Origin of the sequence: Amycolatopsis mediterranei (assembly GCF_026017845.1) — a bacterium.
GTDB lineage: Bacteria > Actinomycetota > Actinomycetes > Mycobacteriales > Pseudonocardiaceae > Amycolatopsis > Amycolatopsis mediterranei.
Map to the genome: position 1 here is coordinate 6146392 of NZ_CP100416.1, position 19085 is coordinate 6165476.

Genomic DNA, 19085 nt, shown 5'->3' on the forward strand with positions numbered 1-19085 from the left:
GGCGCGGCGAAATCCCGCTGTCAGGATGTGCGGGTGGACCGCCCCGACCTCGACGACGACGAAACCGGCCCGATCCGCCGGATCACGGACGAGGTGTCCCTTTCGCCGGGCCACGGAGCGTCCGGAACGCCGGGTACGTCCCGGAAACCCGCCCGCCGCGCCCCGGCCGAGGGCACCCGCCGCACGGGCGAGCCCGACCGCCGCCGGGCCGACACCGGCCCCCAGCGCGCCGCCCACTCCGGATCGCTGCGGATCCCGGCCGAGCCCGGCCGCGCCGCCACCCCGCGCCGGCGCGGGGACACCGGGCCACAGCCGGTTCCGGCCGACCCAGCCGCACCGCGCACGCGTCGCGGGGACACCGGCCCGCAGCCGATCCCCGCCGACAGCGACCGCCCCGCCGCCCGCCGCGGGGACACCGGGCCGCAGCCGGTCACCGAGACCGCCGCCCGGCCCCGGCGCAAAGCCGTCGTCGCCACCCCCGAAACCGGACACGGGCACGGCCATGGACACGGCCACGGACCCGCCGCCCCGGCCTCCCGGCGCGTGCGGCTGCTCCTGATCTGGCTGCTCGCCCCGCTCGCCCTCGCCACCGTCGTCGGCATGATCGTCCTCTACCCCTGGAGCAAGGCCGCCCCCACCAGCGTCGTCCCGCAGGGCACGCCCGTGCACGCCGACATCCGCACCACCGCCACCGGCCCCTGCCTCGCCCAGGGCCAGGTCCAGGTCGGTGACCAGACGGACCCGAACGCGAAACCCTGCCTGACCGTCGAGCTCACCATGACCGACGGCCCCGCCTCCGGGAAACCGCTGCGGCTGACCGTGCCCATCGAGCCCAGCACCCCGCGCTTCGCCACCGGGGACGCCGTGGTGCTCGCCTACAACGGCGGGAACGCCGGTGATCCCGCCAGTTTCCAGCTGGTCGACTTCCAGCGCGGCACCCCGCTGCTCGTGCTGGCCGCCCTCTTCGCCGTCGCCGTGCTCGTGCTCGGCCGGTGGCAGGGCATCGCCGCGCTCGTCGCGCTCGGGCTGTCCTTCGTCGTCATCGCGCTGTTCATCCTCCCGGCCATCCTCGCCGGGGAAAACCCCCTGGTCGTGGCCATCGCCGGGGCCGGCGCGATCATGTTCATCGCGCTCTACCTGACCCACGGCCTCTCCGCGCGAACCTCCGCCGCGGTGCTCGGCACCCTCGTCAGCCTCGCGCTCATCGGCGTCCTGTCCGCGATCTTCTCCGCCGCGGCCTCGCTCACCGGGCTCGACGACAGCACGTCGACGCTCATCGGCTCGCTCGGCCACGGCATCGACGCGCGCGGGCTGCTGCTCGCCGGCGTCGTGATCGGCGCCCTCGGCGTGCTCGACGACGTCACCGTCACCCAGACCAGCGCGGTCTGGGAGCTCCGCCGCGCCAACCCGGACCTGACCTGGCGCGAGCTCTACAGCTCCGGCCTGCGGATCGGCCGCGACCACGTCGGCTCGGCGGTCAACACCCTCGTGATGGCCTACGCCGGGGCCGCGCTGCCGGTGCTGCTGTACTCGTCGATTTCCGGCGTCGGGCTCGGCGCCTTGCTCGGCAGCGAGGAAATCGCCCAGGAGATCATCCGGACGCTCGCCGGCAGCGTCGGCATCGTCGCGGCCGTCCCGGTGACCACCGTCCTGGCCGCGCTGATCGCCTCCCGTGAGCCCGCCGGACACCTCAGCACGGCGAAAGCGGCCGTGGCCTGATTCAGTCCAGCGTCGCCACGAACCGGCTGACGGCTTCCATCGTGAAGCGCTGCACGTACTTGCCCGACGGCGCCACCGACGCCAGCCGGTAGAGCGGGCGCTCCGCCACGCCGGAGCCGCGGGCCTCCGCTTTCAGCTCGGCGACCAGCAGCTCGCCGAAGACGAGGCCGTTCGCCTCGGTGTTGTTCATCAGCGCGTTCGCCAGCTTCCGCAGCTGCAGGATGCCCAGCTCGCGCCCGCCGGTCCCGGAGAACACCGCGAGGTCCACCTTCGCCACCTTGCCCCGCTGGCCGGCGTTGACGAGCAGGCTCACCGTGCGGCTGCCCCGGACGTCGCCGACGACGAGGTCGAGGCGGGTCGCGGTCGTCAAGTCGACACGGCGCAGCCCCCACGTGCGCACCAGCAGCGTCGAACCCTCCAGCCAGACGCGGCGGCGGATGCTGACCGCCATCACGTACAGCAGCGGCAGGGCGATCACCAGCGCGACGAGCAGGCCGGTCGGCGTGCCGCCGATCAGGCCGGCGATCCCGCCGAACGCCGCCGCGACGATCACCACGCCGATCAGGCCCGACAGGCCGCGGCGACGGCGGCCGCGCGGGTCCTCCTCGAACAGCGCGATCCGCTCGGTCATCCGTGCGCCCCCGTCCCGGCGAGGAACGGGTTGCCCGCGCGTTCCCGGCCGATCGTCGTCGCCGGGCCGTGGCCCGGCAGCACCACCGTGTCGTCCGGGAACGCCGCCAGCAGGTCCCGCAGCGCCGCCGCCACGTCCCCGCGGCCGATCGACCCGGCGAACAGCGTGTCGCCGGTCAGCGCGAGCCGGCCGCCCTCGGGCGTCTCCAGGCCCAGCACCACCGATCCCGGGGTGTGGCCGGGCACCGGCCGGACGTCGACCTCCAGCCCCGCGTACGCGCCCGGTGCAAGGGGCACGCTGTCGCCGTCGTACAGCGGCGCGTCGGCGGGGTGCAGGTGCAGCGGGACGCCGTGCTCGGCCGACAGCGCGGCGGCCGAGGCGACGTGGTCGGGGTGCCCGTGGGTGGCCAGCAGGGCCGCCGGGACCAGCCCGTGCTCGTCGAGCGCGGCGGCCAGCGGCGCGGCCACCTCCTGGCCCGGATCCACGACCACGCACGGCCCGCCGGCGGCCGCCGCCAGCAGGTAGCAGTTGGCCTGCAGCGGGCCGCTGCCGAACCCGACGACGAGCACCGAACGCCTCCCCGGACTTCCGCGCCGGATGGCGCCGATCACGATCGGGTTGAGACTAGCGGGCCCTGTACATGGTCCTCACAGGCTGTGCCCATACACTGCCGCTACCTCAAACGTGTGAGACGAGCGGAAACCTGGAGGGTACGGGGTGGCGACCAACCAGCAGCGCCGCGAAGCTGCGAAGCGCAAACTCGAGCGGCAGCTCGAGCGCCGATTGGAGCAGCAGAAGCGACGCCGGATGATCGGGGCTGGTGTAGTCGGCGTGGCCGTCCTCGTCGTCGCCGGTGTCGTGGTGTGGATCGTGAGCGCGAACAGCGGCACCGGCACCAACGCCGCGGCGCCGTCGTCCTCGGCCGCTCCGCCGCCGACCGACCTCCAGATCCCGACGCAGCGCACCGCGCTGCCGAAGCGGGCGACGCCGTTGCCGAACCCGACGACGTGCGACTTCAAGGCCGACGCGACGGGCAAGGCGCCGAAGAAGGTGAACGCGCCGGACGGCAAGAACGTCCCGTCGACCGGCACGGTGAACGTGACGCTGAAGAGCACCGCGGGCGACATCCCGCTGACGCTCGACCGGGCGCTCGCCCCCTGCGCGGTGCAGAGCTTCATCAGCCTCGCCAAGCAGAACTTCTACAACGACACCATGTGCCACCGGCTCGGCACCGAAGGCCTGCAGATGCTGCAGTGCGGTGACCCGTCGGCCACCGGCGACCCGACCCAGGACGGCCAGGGCGGCCCGGGCTACACGATGCCGGACGAGGCGTTCCCGGAGATCAAGTACGGCCGCGGCATCCTCGCCATGGCGAAGACGCAGGCCCCGAACTCCGGCGGCAGCCAGTTCTTCATGGTCTACGGCAGCGCCGACGGCCTCCCGGCGGACTACTCGGTGTTCGGCAGCATCAGCGACGAGGGCCTGAAGGTGCTCGACGCGGTGGCGAAGGCCGGCATCGCGAACCCGAACCCGCAGGACGGCACCGGAGCGCCGACCAAGCAGGTCAAGTTCACGGGCGTCACCGTCCAGTAGTTCCAGCCCCGGTTCGAGCCGAACGGGGATCCGCCCGTCCCGGACGCCGCACTCGCGGGAATGGTCTCCTACGGCCACTTCACCGCGATGCAGGTCCGGAACGGGCGGGTCCGCGGGCTCGCGTTCCCGCCGACCTCGGCGATTTCGACGCCGTGTTCGTGACGAACTCCGAAGACGCCCGGGCGCGTGGTCGCGTCCGTCGACAACCTCGTGCTGCCGCCCGCCGACCCCGCCGTGGCCCCTGCTCGCCGAAGCCTACGAGACCGTGCCGTGGGACAAGATCTGAACCGCGTCCGCACCCGCCCCGTGTAAGGAGGCAACACCGGAGGCCCGCCGGGTCGCCGGGGAGAGGTGCCGAGACGATGGTCGAAAACCGGGTTCCCGCGGTTCGCCGCGTCCTCGGGCGGGCCGGTCAGGCCGGCTGCGCCGGTGTCCTCTTCGCCGTGCTCGCCGGCGGTCCCGCGCTCGCGCAAGCCGACCCGCCGGCGCCGGTCAAGTACTTCGTCGTGCCGCACGCCGACAACCCCGCGGACATCACGCTGTTCAAGATCGCCGAACGCGCGCTCGGCGACGGGCGCCGCTTCCCCGAGATCTTCCAGCTCAACCAGGGCCGGCTGCGGCCGGACGGCACGCCGTTCACCGATCCCGCGGCGATCGAGCCCGGTCAGGTGCTCCAGCTGCCCGACGACGCCGTCCAGAAGCCGGGCGTGCAGTTCGGTCCGCTGCCGGCCCCGGCACCCGTCGCTCCGGTGGCCAAGCCCGCTCCCGTGGCCCAGCCCGCGCCGGTCGAGGAGACGTCCGGTCTCGGCGTCGGCCTGGCTTCGGCCGTCAGCGGCACCGGCGGCCTGCTGACCGGCCTGCTCGCCGGGCTCTGGTGGCGGCGCCGCCCGCAGCTGCTCCCGCCGGCCCCGTTCGAACCGCCCGCGCGCGAAGAGGACGACTTCGGCAGCGGCTCCGTCAGCGGCACCCTGCCGCTCCCGATCGTCGTCCCCGAGCCGCGCCCGGACGTCGTGCTGCGCCCGGAGCCGAAGACCACCGAGCTCGCGATCATCGTGCTCGACACGGCCGAAACGCAGGTGATCGCCGCGGTCCGGCCCGGCTCGCGGTTCCACTTCCGGATCGGCCCGCAGCCGGACTTCGCGGACTCCGCCACCGTGCTCGTGGTCGACGGCGAAAGCGACCGGCCCTGACGCCGGGGGGTGCCTGCCGAATCACTCTGCGCTGAACGGATCAACCGGTGCCGGAACACTGGCCATCGAACCGCCGGGCCCGCGATAGTCGTCTCATGACCTGGGATCCGTTCGGCACCCTGCACCAGGCGCTGTGGATCGGCGGCGCTCCGTGGACCGGGAAGTCCACCGTCGCGCGGCTGCTGGCCGAGCGGCACGGCCTGACGACCTACCACCACGACGACCGGGCCCGGCCCGGCAACCCGCTGCCGGACGACCTGCCGGTCGGCGACCAGCTGACCGTGATGATGGCCGAGTTCGGGAACCGCTTCCGCTGCGCCGTCGACGACCTGCGCGCGCTGACCTCGCCCCGGCCTATCCTCGCCGAAGGGCGGGGGCTGCGGCCGGAGCTCGTCGCCCCGCTCGTGGACTCGCCCGGCCGCATGGTGGTGCTGGTGCCGACCGAGCTGTTCCGCCAGCACCAGCTCCGGCACCGCCCGGACGGACCCGCGATCCCGGAGCAGCGCACCCGGCTGACGCGCGACCGGATGCTCGCCGCCCACGCCGTGCGGGCGGCGCGGGACCTCGGCATCCGCGTCATCGAGATCGACGGCAAGCTCGACCCCGCCGGCGTTACCGACGTCGTCGCCGAGCACTTCCACGCCTACCTGGACTTCGAGGTCAGCGAAAGGTGAACCGCGGCGGCCGCCGCTCGAGGAACGCGGCGACGCCCTCGGCGTAGTCCTCGCCGTGCAGGGCTTCCGAGCGGATCTCCTCGACCTCGGCGTCCGGGGTTTCCTGTCCGGCGACGATCTTTTCGATGATCCGGTTCATCCCGCGGATCGACGCCTGGGACCGCGCGCACAACGTCTCCGCGAACGCCAGCGTCGAGCTTTCCAGGTCGTCGGCCGGGAACACGTCGTTGAGCAGGCCGATCTCGCGGGCGCGGACGGCGGTGATCAGCTCGCCGGACAGGAGGAAGTACTTGGCGTGGGCCGGGCCGACGAGCGAGACGAGCTGACGCGTCGACTCGAAGTGGTAGACGATGCCGAGCTTCGCCGGGGTGATGCCGAACCGCGCGCCCTCGGCGGCGAACCGGAAGTCGCAGGCGACCGAGACCTGGCAGCCGCCGCCGATGCAGTTGCCCCGGACCATCGCGACCGACGGCTTGCGCATCGCGGTGAGGGCGGCCACCGCGCCTTCGACGGCCTTGTCGTAGCTCGCCGCGCCGTCCGCCGTGGTGCGCAGCTCCCGGAACTCGCTGATGTCGGCGCCCGCGGAGAAGTGCTCGCCCGCACCGGCGATCACCAGCACCTTCAGCGCCGGATCGGCCTCCACCTCGGCCACGACGTCCGGGATCGCCGACCACATGCCGTAGGTGATGGCGTTCATCTTCTCCGGCCGGGTCAGCGTCAGGCGGGCGACTTCGCCGTCGCGCGCCAGGTCGAATCCGTCGGTCATGAGCCGCACTTTAACTCTCGCCCTCAGCGAAACCGGCGGTGTGTGACGCGGTCGGTGGCTAGTTTGGGGCCATGGCGGCGATCGAGGTGGGCGGGACGGCGTTCGGCTACGACGAAGCAGGAGAGGGGCCCGCTGTCGTGCTGCTGCACACCGCGATCGGCGATCGCCGGATGTGGGACGCGCAGTTCACCGAGCTCGCCGCCACCCACCGGGTGATCCGCTACGACCGCCGCGGGTTCGGGGAGACCCGCGGCGAAACCGGTGAACACGCCCACTACGAGGACCTGCTGGCCCTGCTCGATGCCCGGGGGATCGAGCAGGCCGCGCTGGTCGGGGCGTCGATGGGCGGGGCGTGCGCGCTGGACGCCGCCCTCGCCGCGCCGGAGCGGATCACCCGGCTGGTGCTGCTCGGCTCGGGGCTCACCGGGCACACCTGGCCGGACCACATGCTGGCCGACATCGCGCGGCTGACCGCCGAGGCCGTCCCCGCAGACCGGTTCGCCCGCTACCAGGCCGGCGAAGGGGAGGTCGACCCGGCGGACGTCCGAGCGGTGGCGGAGGCCAACATCCGGTACCTGGTCGCCGGACCGGCGCGTAGGGTCTCCGTGCTGCCGGGCGAAATGGTCGCGCTGGTCCGGGAAATGTGCGAACAGGTCTACCGGCACGACTGGACCGCTCCACAGTGGACGGAGCGGATCCCGGACACCCGGCACCGGCTCGCCGAGATCACCCAGCCCGCGCTCGTGGTGATCGGGACGTCGGACGCGCCGGGGCTGGTGGAGCTGTCGGCGCACCTCGCGGAATCGTTGCCCCACGCGGAATTCGTCGAACTGGCCGACACCGGGCACCTGCCGTCGATGGAACGGCCGGACGAGGTCAACGCCCTGCTGCGGAAATTCCTTTAGCCGAGGATCGTCAGGACATCAGCTTCGCGGTCAGTTCCCCGCGGCTGCGGACACCGACCTTGCCGAACACCGACTTCAGGTGGTCCTGCACCGTGTGCGCCGAGATCGCCAGCCGGGCCGCGATGTCCGTTGTGGACAGTCCGGCCAGCACCTCGCGGCAGACGTCGCGCTCCCGCGTGGTCAGGCCGTAGGCGGCGAGCAGCACATCCAGCAGTTCGGCACCCGAAGCACGGTCGAACGTCACGACCGTCTCGCCGTCGTCCTCGTCCGCCAGCAACCGGCCGGCGCGCACCACGATCCAGCCGCCGCGGGCGTCGCGGACGCGGGCGCGGAACGTCCCCGCCGTCGCCGCGCGGGCCCCGGTCACCACCGCGCGCAGCAGGACGGCGAACCGGCCCGGGGCGAGCTCGTCGAGCTCGGCGCGCCACGCCGCGGCCGCCGCGGTGGCTGCCCGCTGCCTGCCGTCCGGGCCGACCACCACGATCGCCTGCTCCGCCCGCTCCCCCGCCACGCGGGTGCGCGCGGCCACCCGCGTCGCCGCCGCCAGCGCCGGCGCGACCGACGTCAGGAACTCGACCTCGCGGTCGCCGAACTCGCCGCGCCGCACCAGCCCGGCCGCGCCCCACGACGTGCCGCCGACCCGGAACACGACGCGCAGTTCGTGGCCGAGTCCCAGCGGCCGCCAGACCTCGGTGAGCCGGCCGCTGCGCTCGGCGGCCCGCCGGGGCAGGTCGGACAGGCGCGCCACCGGCACCGGCCGCCGCGCCAGCTCGGCGAAGGTGTGGGGCTGGGCGCCGTCGTACTCGTAGGTCGCCAGCAGCGGCTCGTACTCGCCGGGGATGCGGGCCCGGCCGCTGGTCATCGAGCTGATCACCGCGGTGTCCGGATCGAGCGACGCCCAGCACGTCAGCTCGGCAGGCACCACGCGGTCGACCAGCTCGATGGCGGCGGCGTGCAGTTCGGTGACGCCGAGGCCCGCCGTCGCGAGCGCGGCGACGTCGCGCCGCACCCGCTGCGCCCGGCCGTCCCACATGGACGCAGTATGCGCCGCCCGCGCGGGCGCGGGTATCCCACCTTTCCGGGATGGTCCCCCGTGGCCGGCGTTCCTAACGTCGACGTCATGACCCACTTCAGTGCCCCGGGCGAAGGCCCGGAACTCGGCTCCCCCGACGCGCGGATCACCGTCAAGGTCGGCGCGGAGCACACCGGCGGCGCGTACGAGGTGTTCGAGGTCGACGCGCCGCGCGGGCCGTCCGTCCCGCCGCACACCGAGCCCTGGGCGAAGAGCTTCTACGTGCTGCACGGGCGCATCACGGTCTACGTCGACGGTGAACTCCACGACCTCGGCCCCGGCGCGTCGATCAGCATCCCTGCGGGCGCGGTCAACACCTTCACGGTGCACACGCCGTCGGCGCAGTTCCTCGCGCTGTGCCTGACCGACGGCCTGGGCCGGTTCTTCCGCGCCGTCGACCGGGCGACGCCGGACCGGATCCCGGAGATCGCCGGGCACCACGGCATCGGGCTCGTGCCGTGAACGCCGTCGCGCAGGTCTGCGCCGGGGTGGCGGTGCTGGTCCACCTGCTGGCGTTCACCTGGGAGGTGCTGCTGTTCGAGCGGCCGGGCGTGCATGAGGGCATCTTCAAAATCCCGTCGGCGAACTTGCCCGCCACCCGGCTGTGGTCGTTCAACGTCGGCTGCTACAACCTGTTCCTCGCCGCCGGCCCGGTGCTCGGGCTGCTCCTGCTGCACACCGGGCACGCCGAGGCCGGCCGGTGGCTGGTGCTCTACTGCTGCGGGTTCATGCTGCTGGCCGGGATCGCCCTCGGCGTGTCGGACGTGCTCGCGCTCAGCCGTCCCCGCGGCGCGGGCCGCGGTGGCGCGCTGGCCCAGGCGCTTCCCCCGCTGGGCGCGCTGATCGCCGCTCTCTTCTAGGCCGGCTCGATGCGCTCGATCAGCTGCTCGCTCCAGGACCGGATGGCCGCCGCCTGGCCGGGGGTGAGCCGGTCGAGGACGTGGTGGCGGATGTTGGCGCCGTGCACCCGGGTGGCGCTACCGGCCAGGCGGCGGCCTTCCCCGGTGAGCTCGATCCCGGTGCGCCTGCCGCCGGCGCCGTCCTCGGTCCGCGCGACCAGGCCGCGCTTCTCCATGCGCGTCAACAGGTGCGCGACCCGGCTCTTCTCCCAGTCGAGTGCGTCGGCGAGCTCGCCGACGCGCATCGGGCGCCGCAGCGTCACCAGCACGCTGAACTCGGCCTTCGAGATGCCGCAGTCGCGCTGCAGGCCGCGGTCGAGCTCGCGGACGAGCAGCCGCTGCGCGCGCATCCAGGTGTCCCAGAACGCCCAGTCCTCGGGGCTCATGTCCGCCATCACCCCAGTCTAGGCTAGAGTTGACGTATCAACTCTTGGGGAAGGACATTCCATGGACAAGCTCGTACGCGGTGGTGTGGTGGTCAGCATGGATCCGGCGGTCGGGACGCTCGCCCGCGGGGACGTGCTGATCGAGGACGGCCGGATCGCCGCGATCGGCCCGGACCTGGACGCGGCCGGGGCCGAAGTCGTCGACGCGCGGGGCAAGCTCGTCATTCCGGGCTTCGTCGACACCCACCGGCACACCTGGCAGACCGCGTTCCGCGGCCTCGGTGCCGACTGGACGTTCGGCCAGTACCGCGTCGCCGTGCACGGCACGCTCGGGCCGCACTACCGCCCGGAAGACGTGTACCTGGGCAACCTGCTCGGCCGGATCGAGGCGCTGAACTCGGGTGTCACCACCCTGCTCGACTGGTTCCACCGTGCCGACCGGCCCGAAAACGCCGACGCCGCGATCCAGGCGCTGCGTGACGCGCCGGGCCGCTCGATCTTCTGCTACGGCGCCGCGGGTCCGGACATCGCGCCGGAGATCCGGCGGGTGCGGGCCCTGCTCCCGGGCGAAGACATGGCACTCGGCCTGCGCGGCCCGGTGATGTCCACAATGGACGAGACCGCCGCGGATGTCGCGCTGGCGCGGGAACTCGGCCTGCGGGTGAGCATGCACGTCCACGGCACCGGCGGCTGGCCGCACGGTGACCGGCCGATCGCGGAAATGCACGAGCGCGGCCTGCTCGACGACCGCACGACCGTCGTCCACGGCAACGGCCTCTCCGACGACCAGCTCGCCATGCTGGCCGACGCGGGCGGCTCGGTGTCGGTCAGCCCGGACGTCGAGCTGAAGATGGGCTTCGAACCGCTCATCGCCGGCCGCGCGCTGGCGGCCGGGATCCGCCCGTCGCTGTCGGCCGACGACTGCCCGTCCGCCGGCGGCGACCTGTTCTCCGCCATGCGCACCGCGCTGGCCGCCGAGCGCGGCGCCCTCACGACCCGGGACGTCCTCGCGTTCGCCACCGTGGACGGTGCCGCGACCTGCGGGCTCGGCGCCCGGACCGGCAGCATCACCGTCGGCAAGGACGCCGACCTGGTCCTGCTCGACGCCGAGGACCCGGCGGTCTTCCCGGTGGGCGACGCCATCGGCACGATCGTCAGCGCCGGTCACCCCGGCCTGGTCGACAGCGTCTTCGTCGCCGGGGAGGCGGTCAAGCGCCACGGCAAGCTGCTCGGCCCGGACCTCCCGGCCCTGCGCGCGCGGCTGCTCGAGTCGCGCGACCGGATCGCCGCGGCCGCGGGCATCCCGGTCGACGGGTCGTGGCAGCCTCAGGAAGCCGACGTCACGCGGTAGACGTCGTAGACGCCTTCCACGCCGCGGACCACCTTGAGGACGTGGCCGAGGTGCTTCGGGTCGCCCATCTCGAACGAGAAGCGGCTGACCGCGACCCGGTCGCGGGACGTGGTCACCGACGCGGACAGGATGTTGACCTTCTCGTCGGCCAGCACCTTGGTGACGTCCGAGAGCAGGCGGTGCCGGTCGAGCGCCTCGACCTGGATGGCCACCAGGAACACCGAAGACGCCGAGGGCGCCCACTCGACCTCGACCAGCCGCTCGGGCTGCGACTGCAGGTCGCCGGCGTTCGTGCAGTCGGTGCGGTGCACCGAGACGCCGCCGCCGCGGGTCACGAAGCCGAGGATCTCGTCGCCCGGCACCGGGGTGCAGCAGCGGGCGAGCTTCGCCCAGACGTCGCTGGCGCCCTTGACCACCACGCCGACGTCGTTGGAGCCGCGGCGCCGGGTCACCGTGGACGGCGTCGCGCGCTCGGCGAGCTCCTCCTCGGCCGCGTCCACACCGCCGATGAGGGCCACCAGCCGCTGGACGACGTGCTTCGCGCTCGTGTGGCCCTCGCCGACCGCCGCGTACAGCGACGAGATGTCGGCGTGGCGCAGCTCGGTGGCCACCGCGCCCATGGACTCCGCGGAGACCAGCCGCTGGATCGGCAGGCCGACCTTGCGGATCTCCTTGGTGATGGCTTCCTTGCCGCCTTCGATCGCCTCGTCGCGGCGTTCCTTGGCGAACCACTGCCGGATCTTGGCGCGCGCCTTCGGCGAGCCGGCGAACTGCAGCCAGTCCCGCGACGGCCCGGCGTTCTCCGCCTTCGACGTGAAGATCTCGACGACTTCGCCGTTTTCCAGCTTGCGTTCGAGCGCGACCAGGCGCCCGTTGACGCGGGCGCCGATGCAGCGGTGGCCGACCTCGGTGTGCACGGCGTAGGCGAAGTCGACCGGCGTGGACTCGACCGGCAGCGTGATCACGTCGCCCTTCGGCGTGAACACGAAGATCTCGCGCGAGGCCAGCTCGTAGCGCAGCGACTCGAGGAAGTCGCCCGGGTCCGCCGCCTCCCGCTGCCAGTCGAGGAGCTGGCGCATCCACGCCATCTCGTCGACGTCCACCGCGTTGCCGGTGTGGGTGCCCTTGGTCTCCTTGTACCGCCAGTGCGCGGCGATGCCGTACTCGGCGGTGCGGTGCATCTCGTAGGTGCGGATCTGCACCTCGAGGGGCTTGCCGTCCGGGCCGATCACCGTCGTGTGCAGCGACTGGTAGACACCGAAGCGCGGCTGCGCGATGTAGTCCTTGAACCGGCCGGGCACCGGCTGCCACAGCGCGTGCACGACACCCATCGCCGCGTAGCAGTCCCGGACGTCCTCGACCAGGATCCGCACGCCGACCAGGTCGTGGATGTCGTCCAGGTCGCGGCCGCGGACGATCATCTTCTGGTGGATCGAGTAGTAGTGCTTCGGCCGGCCCTCGACCTTCGCGGTGATCCGCGACGAGACGAGGTTGCTGGTCAGGTCCGTGATGACCGACCGCAGGTAGATGTCGCGCGAGGGCGCGCGGTCGGCGACCAGGCGGACGATCTCGTCGTACTTCTTGGGCTGCAGGATCGCGAACGCGAGGTCCTCCAGCTCCCACTTGACCGTGGCCATGCCCAGCCGGTGGGCCAGCGGCGCGAGCACCTCGAGGGTCTCGCGGGCCTTGCGGGCCTGCTTCTCGGGCGGCAGGAAGCGCATGGTGCGCATGTTGTGCAGCCGGTCGGCGAGCTTGATGACCAGCACCCGGGGGTCCTTGGCCATCGCGATGACCATCTTGCGGATGGTCTCGGCTTCGGCGGACGAGCCGAGCTGCACCTTGTCCAGCTTCGTGACGCCGTCGACCAGCTCGGCGACCTTGTCGCCGAAGTCGGCCTTCAGGCTCTCGACGGCATAACCGGTGTCCTCGACCGTGTCGTGCAGCAGGGCCGCGACGAGCGTGGTCGTGTCCATGCCCAGCTCGGCGAGGATGGTGGCGACGGCCAGGGGGTGGGTGATGTACGGGTCGCCGGACTTGCGCCGCTGGTTGCGGTGCAGTTCCTCGGCGACGTCGTAGGCGCGCTGGAGCAGTCCGAGGTCGCCGTTGGGGTGCAGCTCGCGGTGGATGACGGCCAGGGGTTCGAGGACCTGCTTGACCGGGGCGGCGCGCTGCGCGGTGATCCGCCGGGCGAGCCGCGCCCGGACCCGCCGGGTCGCGGACGGGTTCGGCGCCGCACCGTTCGGCTTCGGCGGCGCGGGCGTTGCCGCCGCCTGCCCGTTCTGCGGGGCGCCCTGCTTCGCGGGCACCGCGGCGTCGAGCTCCTGGCTCACCCGCACCTCCTGCTGCTCGTGCGGCCTTCGGACCACCAGGGTAGCCGTTGCGCCTCACCGCCCCGTCGGGTGCGCCCGTTCAGGGGGATGGGGAGCCCGTCACCAGCGGTTCACCTCGCGAGCAGGCCCACCACCCCGAAGCCGGATTGTGACGACGGACGGTGGTGCCGGCAGCCGCGGCAGACCCGTCAGCAGACCTGCAGGGCGTGGACCGTCCGGTCGCCGAGGACCTGGCGGCCGCCCAGGGCGGCCAGTTCCAGGACGACCGAGACGCTGTCGACGACCGCGCCCGCGTCCTCCAGGAGCTTGCCCGTGGCCGCGACCGTGCCGCCGGTGGCGAGGACGTCGTCGAGGACCGCGATCCGCTGGCCCGGCTCGACCACGCCGGCCGGGAGCTCCACCGTCGCCGTGCCGTACTCCAGGGCGTAGTCGACGCGGCCCGCCACCTTCGGCAGCTTGCCGGGCTTGCGGATCAGCACCACGCCGAGGCCGCGGGCGTACCCGACGGCCGCGGCGAGCAGGAAGCCGCGGGCCTCCACGCCGGCGAGCACCTCGACCGATGGATCGAGGGTGCCCGCCAGCGCGTCGGTCACCGCTTTGAACGCACCCGCGTCCGCGAAGAGCGGGCTCAGGTCGCGGAACAGCACGCCGGGCTCGGGGAAGTCCGGCACCTCGGCGATCAGGCCGAGGGCATCGTCGAGCTGCACGTCAGCGCTTCCGCTTCCCCGCCGGGCGCTGCTTCTGGATCCGGGCGGGGACGCTGGCCGCGGCCGCGTACGCCTTCTCCTTGCGCAGTTCCTTGGCCAACGCGTCGTCGTCCGAGGCGTCGAAATCCTCGCCCGCGGCCTTGCGCTCCTGGCTGACCCGGCGCTGCCGGACCCGCTCGGCCTGCTGCTGGTACTTCGGGTCGCGCATCTTGAAGTCGACCAGCAGCGGCGTCGCCAGCGCGACCGACGACAGGACGCCGACGAGGGTACCGGTGAGCTGCACCAGCGCCAGGTCCTGCAGCGTGCCCGAGCCGAGCAGCACGTACCCGACGATCAGCAGGCCGAGGATCGGCAGCAGCGCGATGAACGCCGTGTTGAACGACCGCATCAGGGTCTGGTTCAGCGCGAGGTTCGCGGCCTCGGCGTACGTGCGGCGGGTCAGCCCGAGCAGGCCGCGCGTGTTCTCGCGGACCTTGTCGAACACCACCACGGTGTCGTACAGCGAGAACCCGAGGATGGTCAGCAGGCCGATCACGGTCGCCGGGGTGACCTCGAAGCCGACCAGCGAGTAGACACCCGCGGTGACCAGGATGTCGTGCAGCAGCGAGACCAGCGCGGCCGTGGCCATCCGCAGGTCGAAGTAGATCGCCAGGAAGATGACCACCGCGACGAGGAACACCGCGAGCGCGATCAGCGCCTTCTGGGAGATCTCCCCGCCCCACGACGCGCTCACCGCGCTGTCGCTGATCGCCTGGACGCTGGGCTGGCCGCTGGTGCCCTTCGGGCCCAGGTCCTGGAACAGGCCCTGCTTGAGCTTGGCGACGTCGGCCGCGTTCAGCGTGTCGGTGCGGATCTGGATGGTCGACGCGGCGCCCGTGCCGACCTTCTGCGTCTCCGCGGCCGGGTGGCCGAGCGCCTTCTGGAACGACTCCTTGGCCTGGTCCTCGGTGATCACGCCGTGGATGCCGTTGGCCGGCATCTGGATCTGCGTGCCGCCCTCGAACTCGATGCCGATGTTGAAGCCGCGGAAGATCATCGAGGCGAGGCAGACCAGCACCAGGGCCGCGAAGAAGATGTACCAGCGCTTGCGCTTGCCGACGACGTCGAACGCGCCCGTGCCCACGTACAGCCGGTGGAACACGCTTTCCCTCTTGCCGGGCTTCGCCGTCACCTTGGCGTTGCCTTCGGCGTCCGTGCCCAGTTCTTCGACCCCCACGTCAGGCCTCCTTCACGTTCGCACGGCCGACCGAGGTCGACTTCTTCCGCTGCGAACCCAGTTGCTGCACGGCGCCGAGGCCCAGGTTCCTCGGATTGGACAGGAACGGCGACTTCGACGTGGACACCATGGCCACCAGCGGGTGCGTCACCAGGTACACGACGACCAGGTCGAGCACCGTGGACATGCCGAGGGTGAACGCGAAGCCCTGGACGTCGCCGACCGCGATGACGTACAGGATGGCCGCGGCCAGGAAGCTCACGCCGTCCGAAGCCAGGATGGTGCGCCGGGCGCGGACCCAGCCGCGCGGCACCGCGGACCGGAACGTCCGGCCCTCCCGGATTTCGTCCTTGAGCCGTTCGAAGTAGATGACGAACGAGTCCGCCGTGATCCCGATGGCGATGATCAGGCCGGCGATGCCCGCGAGGTCCAGCGTGTAGCCGATCCAGCGGCCGAGCAGCACCAGCACCGCGAACACCAGCGCGCCGGACAGGGCCAGCGACAGGATGGTGAGCACGCCGAGCAGCCGGTAGTAGAACAGGCAGTAGATGAAGACCACCAGCAGGCCGATGCCGCCGGCGATCAGGCCGGCCTGCAGCGAAGCCAGGCCGAGGGTGGCCGACACCGTCGTCGCGTCCGAAGAGGCGAACGACAGCGGCAGCGAGCCGTACTTGAGGATGTCCGACAGGTCCTTCGCCTCGGCCTGGGTGAACTTGCCGGTGATCTGGGTGTTGCCGTCGACGATCGCGACCTGGATGTTCGGTGCGGACACGACCTGCGTGTCGAGCACGAACGCGGCCTGCTGACCGACGTTCTTGGAGGTGAAGTCCGCCCAGATCTTGGTGCCCGCGCTCTTGAAGCTGAGGTTCACCACCCACTGGCCGTTCTGCGAGTTGTAGCTCGAGTTCGCGTCGGCGATCTCGGTGCCCGGCAGGAACTCCGGCTCCATCAGGTACTTGTACGTGTCGTGGTCACCGCAGGCGACCAGCGGCAGCCGGGGGTCGTCGTTGCCCTCGAGCGGGTCCTTGGCGTTCGGCGCGCACGTGAGCGCCGCCATCGCCTTCGAGACGAGCTCCTGGTTCGGCTGGCCGTCGGCGCCGACCAGCTGCGGGTTCTGCCGAAGGGCCTTCGCGACCTGGATCTCCTGCGCGGTCTGCGCGTCGACCGAGCCGTCCGATGGCGCTGGAGTCGCCGGTGCCGGGGTGGACGCGGGCGGCGGCGGGGTGCTGCTGCTGCTCGGCGCGGCCGGCGTGGTGCTCTGCTGCTGCGCGAGCGCCGCACCCGGTGCGCCACCGCCACCGGGCTTGGTGGTCGGCGTACCCGAGGTCGCCGCCGGCGCGCCCGAAGACGGCGGCGTCGAGCTCTTCGGGGCGCCCGACGTGGGCGGGGTCGTGGCCGGCGGCGCGGTCTGCGGCGGCACCACCGGCTGGGTGGCGCTCGAGACGACCTTCCGGAAGCCGAGCTTCGCGGTCTTGCCCAGGCTCTTCGCCTGGTCGCCCTGCTCGCCCGGAACCGTGATGACGACGTTGTTGCCGTCGAGGAGGACCTCGGTGCCACCGACGCCGATCCCGTTGACGCGCCGTTCGATGATCTGGCGCGCCTGGTTCAGGGACTCGCGGGTCGGCTGGCCGCCGTCGGGAGTGCGGGCGGTGAGCGTGACCCGGGTGCCACCCTGCAGGTCGATGCCCAGTTTCGGGGTCGGCTTGTGGTTGCCGGTGAGGAACACCAGCGCGTACAAGACGATCACGATCAAGGCGAACAGGGTGAGATAGCGTCCCGGGCGGAGATGCCCGGCTGAAGCTGCCACGGTGCTTCGGTCTCCTCGGACGGGGTGGACCCCAACGTTGCGGTGCCCGCCCGGAAGGTTACCGGGAGGGACTGTGTGCATTTCACCGACCGTGTGCGATTCACTCCCGGGCACGGGTATGACGGCGGACACGCACGCAGCACCGAGACACTACTCGGTGCTGCGTGAGGCCGACGTGCGAGGCCGTACCGACTTTCGTCGGGATTCCCGCCCTCGCCCGGGAGTGCCGCGGACGGCTACTTCTTGCCGTGCTCCAGCGGCGGGGCCACCTGCGCGGTGGTCTGCGGCTCGTCGGTCTTGACGGCGGAGGACGACTCGATGACCGCCGGCTCCTCGGCGGGGATCTCCACCTCGTCGGCGGCGTCTTCCTCGGTCTCGACGACCGGCTCGACCTTCTCGCGGACCGCCAGCCGCAGCCAGGTGGTGACGACGCCCGGCGCGATCTCGATGTCGATCGTGTTGTCGCCCGAAGCGTCGGCGACCGTGCCGTACAGACCGGACGTGGTCATCACGCGGTCACCGGGCGCCAGGCTGCTCTGCAGTTCCTGCTGCGCGGCCTGCTGCTTCTTCTGCTTGCGCGTGCTCATCACCAGCGGCACGGCGAGGACGAGCACGAGGAGCAGGGGCAGCAATAGACTTTGCATGATTCTCCGTTCGACGGACACCCGGGCCCAGCCGAAATGTCCGGTTTTTGGGTATGTGCTCCTGTCGAGTGTGCCAGGTACCAGCGCGGACGCCAGCACCCACCCGCCGGTACGGTCCGCTCAGTCCTGCTCGAACAGCGACGGCCCGCCCTGGTCCGGGCGCCCCGGGAGGTCCGCGGGCGGCACCAGGCCGAGGTGTTCCCACGCGGTCGCGGTCGCGACCCGGCCGCGCGGGGTGCGGGCGAGCATACCGGCGCGCACGAGGTAGGGCTCGCAGACCTCTTCCACGGTGGTCGCCTCCTCCCCCACGGCCACCGCCAGCGTCGAGATGCCCACCGGGCCGCCGCCGAAGGACCTGGTCAGCGCGGTGAGCACGGCCCGGTCGAGCCGGTCGAGACCCAGCTCGTCGACGTCGTAGACGGCCAGTGCGGCGCGGGCGACGTCGCGGGTCACCTTGCCGTCGGCGCGGACCTCGGCGTAGTCGCGGACGCGCCGCAGCAGCCGGTTCGCGATCCGGGGCGTGCCCCGCGAGCGGCCGGCGATCTCGGCGCAGCCGTCGCGGTCGATCGGGATGTCGAGGATGGTCGCGGCCCGGCGGACGACCAGTTCCAGCTCGGCGTCGGTGTAGAACTCCATCTGGCCGGTGAAGCCGAACCGGTCCCGCAGCGGGCCGGTCAGCGAGCCGGACCGGGTGGTCGCGCCGACCAGCGTGAACGGGGCGATCTCCAGCGGGATGCTGGTGGCGCCCGGGCCCTTGCCGACGACGACGTCGACCCGGAAGTCCTCCATCGCGAGATAGAGCATCTCCTCGGCGGGGCGGGCGATCCGGTGGATCTCGTCGATGAACAGGACGTCGCCGGGCGCGAGGTTGGACAGCATCGCGGCGAGGTCGCCGGCCCGCTCGAGGGCCGGGCCGGAGGTGATCCGGATGGCCGCACCCAGCTCGGCCGCGACGATCATCGCCATCGACGTCTTGCCCAGCCCGGGCGGGCCGGACAGCAGGACGTGGTCGGGCGGCACGCCGCGGCGGCGCGCGCTCTCCAGCACCAGCTCCAGCTGCTCGCGCACACGCGGCTGGCCGACGAACTCGTCGAGCTTGCGCGGGCGCAGCGTGCCCTCGACGTTCTCTTCGCCGGTCTGGACCCACGCCGAGAGGGCTTCTTCTTCCTCCACGGCTTCATACTCCATGCCCGCC

Annotated in this window: 19 protein-coding genes; 8 read left to right on the forward strand and 11 right to left on the reverse strand. The window is 72.3% G+C overall.

The window, feature by feature from the left end; genetic code table 11:
* Positions 1 to 33: 33 nt before the first annotated feature.
* Positions 34 to 1719 (forward strand): YibE/F family protein, encoded by a 1686-nt coding sequence (locus ISP_RS27480; protein WP_013227103.1) that lies wholly within the window; start codon positions 34 to 36, stop codon positions 1717 to 1719.
* A gap of 1 nt (position 1720) precedes the next feature.
* On the opposite strand, the gene ISP_RS27485 is transcribed toward ISP_RS27480, so the two are convergent.
* Positions 1721 to 2350, reverse strand: coding sequence for a hypothetical protein (locus ISP_RS27485; protein WP_013227104.1), 630 nt, complete (start codon positions 2348 to 2350; stop codon positions 1721 to 1723).
* The gene (locus tag ISP_RS27490; protein WP_013227105.1) at positions 2347 to 2919 is read right to left on the reverse strand and encodes an MBL fold metallo-hydrolase; all 573 of its coding nucleotides are present in this window, start codon (positions 2917 to 2919) and stop codon (positions 2347 to 2349) included. Before ISP_RS27490 ends, ISP_RS27485 begins: the two co-directional genes overlap by 4 nt.
* Before the next feature lie 148 nt (positions 2920 to 3067).
* Here ISP_RS27490 and ISP_RS27495 point away from each other — a divergent pair, with 148 nt between their 5' ends.
* From ISP_RS27495 to ISP_RS27505, 3 genes are all read left to right on the forward strand, one after another.
* The gene (locus ISP_RS27495) at positions 3068 to 3943 is read left to right on the forward strand and encodes a peptidylprolyl isomerase (protein WP_013227106.1); all 876 of its coding nucleotides are present in this window, start codon (positions 3068 to 3070) and stop codon (positions 3941 to 3943) included.
* 362 nt (positions 3944 to 4305) lie between these two features.
* Positions 4306 to 5133 carry a LysM peptidoglycan-binding domain-containing protein gene (locus ISP_RS27500; protein ID WP_013227107.1) on the forward strand — a complete coding sequence of 276 codons (828 nt, stop codon included), beginning with the start codon at positions 4306 to 4308 and terminating at the stop codon, positions 5131 to 5133.
* A 95-nt stretch (positions 5134 to 5228) separates the two neighbouring features.
* Complete coding sequence (locus ISP_RS27505) at positions 5229 to 5807, forward strand: DEAD/DEAH box helicase family protein (protein WP_013227108.1); 579 nt, start codon at positions 5229 to 5231, stop codon at positions 5805 to 5807.
* On the opposite strand, the gene ISP_RS27510 is transcribed toward ISP_RS27505, so the two are convergent.
* Positions 5794 to 6573 (reverse strand): enoyl-CoA hydratase/isomerase family protein, encoded by a 780-nt coding sequence (locus ISP_RS27510; RefSeq protein WP_034284474.1) that lies wholly within the window; start codon positions 6571 to 6573, stop codon positions 5794 to 5796. The genes ISP_RS27505 and ISP_RS27510 overlap by 14 nt on opposite strands.
* Before the next feature lie 71 nt (positions 6574 to 6644).
* Here ISP_RS27510 and ISP_RS27515 point away from each other — a divergent pair, with 71 nt between their 5' ends.
* On the forward strand, positions 6645 to 7478 hold the full coding sequence (locus tag ISP_RS27515) for an alpha/beta fold hydrolase (protein ID WP_013227110.1): 834 nt from the start codon (positions 6645 to 6647) through the stop codon (positions 7476 to 7478).
* Between the two features lie 10 nt (positions 7479 to 7488).
* On the opposite strand, the gene ISP_RS27520 is transcribed toward ISP_RS27515, so the two are convergent.
* Complete coding sequence (locus tag ISP_RS27520; RefSeq protein ID WP_013227111.1) at positions 7489 to 8511, reverse strand: response regulator transcription factor; 1023 nt, start codon at positions 8509 to 8511, stop codon at positions 7489 to 7491.
* An 87-nt stretch (positions 8512 to 8598) separates the two neighbouring features.
* Between ISP_RS27520 and ISP_RS27525 the strand changes: the two genes are divergently transcribed.
* Together ISP_RS27525 and ISP_RS27530 are read left to right on the forward strand one after the other, a co-directional pair.
* Positions 8599 to 9012 (forward strand): cupin domain-containing protein, encoded by a 414-nt coding sequence (locus ISP_RS27525; protein ID WP_014467232.1) that lies wholly within the window; start codon positions 8599 to 8601, stop codon positions 9010 to 9012.
* On the forward strand, positions 9009 to 9410 hold the full coding sequence (locus ISP_RS27530) for a DUF1304 domain-containing protein (protein ID WP_013227113.1): 402 nt from the start codon (positions 9009 to 9011) through the stop codon (positions 9408 to 9410). The genes ISP_RS27525 and ISP_RS27530 overlap by 4 nt, the downstream gene beginning before the upstream one ends.
* Here ISP_RS27530 and ISP_RS27535 read toward each other — a convergent pair.
* Positions 9407 to 9844, reverse strand: coding sequence for a MarR family winged helix-turn-helix transcriptional regulator (locus tag ISP_RS27535; RefSeq protein ID WP_014467233.1), 438 nt, complete (start codon positions 9842 to 9844; stop codon positions 9407 to 9409). The two genes, ISP_RS27530 and ISP_RS27535, sit on opposite strands and share 4 nt — an antisense overlap.
* Before the next feature lie 52 nt (positions 9845 to 9896).
* Here ISP_RS27535 and ISP_RS27540 point away from each other — a divergent pair, with 52 nt between their 5' ends.
* Positions 9897 to 11186 (forward strand): amidohydrolase family protein, encoded by a 1290-nt coding sequence (locus tag ISP_RS27540; protein ID WP_013227115.1) that lies wholly within the window; start codon positions 9897 to 9899, stop codon positions 11184 to 11186.
* Here ISP_RS27540 and ISP_RS27545 read toward each other — a convergent pair.
* The 6 genes from ISP_RS27545 to ruvB all read right to left on the reverse strand — a co-directional run bounded on the left by ISP_RS27545 (position 11162) and on the right by ruvB (position 19078).
* Positions 11162 to 13516, reverse strand: coding sequence for a RelA/SpoT family protein (locus ISP_RS27545; RefSeq protein WP_013227116.1), 2355 nt, complete (start codon positions 13514 to 13516; stop codon positions 11162 to 11164). The genes ISP_RS27540 and ISP_RS27545 overlap by 25 nt on opposite strands.
* A 188-nt stretch (positions 13517 to 13704) precedes the next feature.
* A complete protein-coding gene (locus ISP_RS27550; RefSeq protein ID WP_013227117.1) occupies positions 13705 to 14223 on the reverse strand; it encodes an adenine phosphoribosyltransferase in 519 nt (172 codons plus the stop codon).
* A gap of 1 nt (position 14224) precedes the next feature.
* The gene (secF, locus tag ISP_RS27555; RefSeq protein WP_013227118.1) at positions 14225 to 15439 is read right to left on the reverse strand and encodes a protein translocase subunit SecF; all 1215 of its coding nucleotides are present in this window, start codon (positions 15437 to 15439) and stop codon (positions 14225 to 14227) included.
* A 1-nt stretch (position 15440) separates the two neighbouring features.
* Positions 15441 to 17246, reverse strand: coding sequence for a protein translocase subunit SecD (secD, locus tag ISP_RS27560; RefSeq protein ID WP_014467234.1), 1806 nt, complete (start codon positions 17244 to 17246; stop codon positions 15441 to 15443).
* 236 nt (positions 17247 to 17482) lie between these two features.
* Positions 17483 to 17890, reverse strand: coding sequence for a preprotein translocase subunit YajC (yajC, locus tag ISP_RS27565; RefSeq protein WP_034284470.1), 408 nt, complete (start codon positions 17888 to 17890; stop codon positions 17483 to 17485).
* Between the two features lie 120 nt (positions 17891 to 18010).
* Positions 18011 to 19078 (reverse strand): Holliday junction branch migration DNA helicase RuvB, encoded by a 1068-nt coding sequence (gene ruvB / locus ISP_RS27570; protein ID WP_014467235.1) that lies wholly within the window; start codon positions 19076 to 19078, stop codon positions 18011 to 18013.
* Positions 19079 to 19085 lie beyond the last annotated feature (7 nt).

Bases quoted from the DNA above. Each gene is read 5' to 3' on its own strand.
- ISP_RS27485 (WP_013227104.1), bottom strand. From the start codon at position 2,350: ATGACCGAGCGGATCGCGCTGTTCGAGGAGGACCCGCGCGGCCGCCGT.
- ISP_RS27500 (WP_013227107.1), top strand. From the start codon at position 4,306: ATGGTCGAAAACCGGGTTCCCGCGGTTCGCCGCGTCCTCGGGCGGGCC.
- ISP_RS27505 (WP_013227108.1), top strand. From the start codon at position 5,229: ATGACCTGGGATCCGTTCGGCACCCTGCACCAGGCGCTGTGGATCGGC.
- ISP_RS27510 (WP_034284474.1), bottom strand. From the start codon at position 6,573: ATGACCGACGGATTCGACCTGGCGCGCGACGGCGAAGTCGCCCGCCTG.
- ISP_RS27515 (WP_013227110.1), top strand. From the start codon at position 6,645: ATGGCGGCGATCGAGGTGGGCGGGACGGCGTTCGGCTACGACGAAGCA.
- ISP_RS27520 (WP_013227111.1), bottom strand. From the start codon at position 8,511: ATGTGGGACGGCCGGGCGCAGCGGGTGCGGCGCGACGTCGCCGCGCTC.
- ISP_RS27525 (WP_014467232.1), top strand. From the start codon at position 8,599: ATGACCCACTTCAGTGCCCCGGGCGAAGGCCCGGAACTCGGCTCCCCC.
- ISP_RS27535 (WP_014467233.1), bottom strand. From the start codon at position 9,844: ATGGCGGACATGAGCCCCGAGGACTGGGCGTTCTGGGACACCTGGATG.
- ISP_RS27540 (WP_013227115.1), top strand. From the start codon at position 9,897: ATGGACAAGCTCGTACGCGGTGGTGTGGTGGTCAGCATGGATCCGGCG.
- yajC (WP_034284470.1), bottom strand. From the start codon at position 17,890: ATGCAAAGTCTATTGCTGCCCCTGCTCCTCGTGCTCGTCCTCGCCGTG.
- ruvB (WP_014467235.1), bottom strand. From the start codon at position 19,078: ATGGAGTATGAAGCCGTGGAGGAAGAAGAAGCCCTCTCGGCGTGGGTC.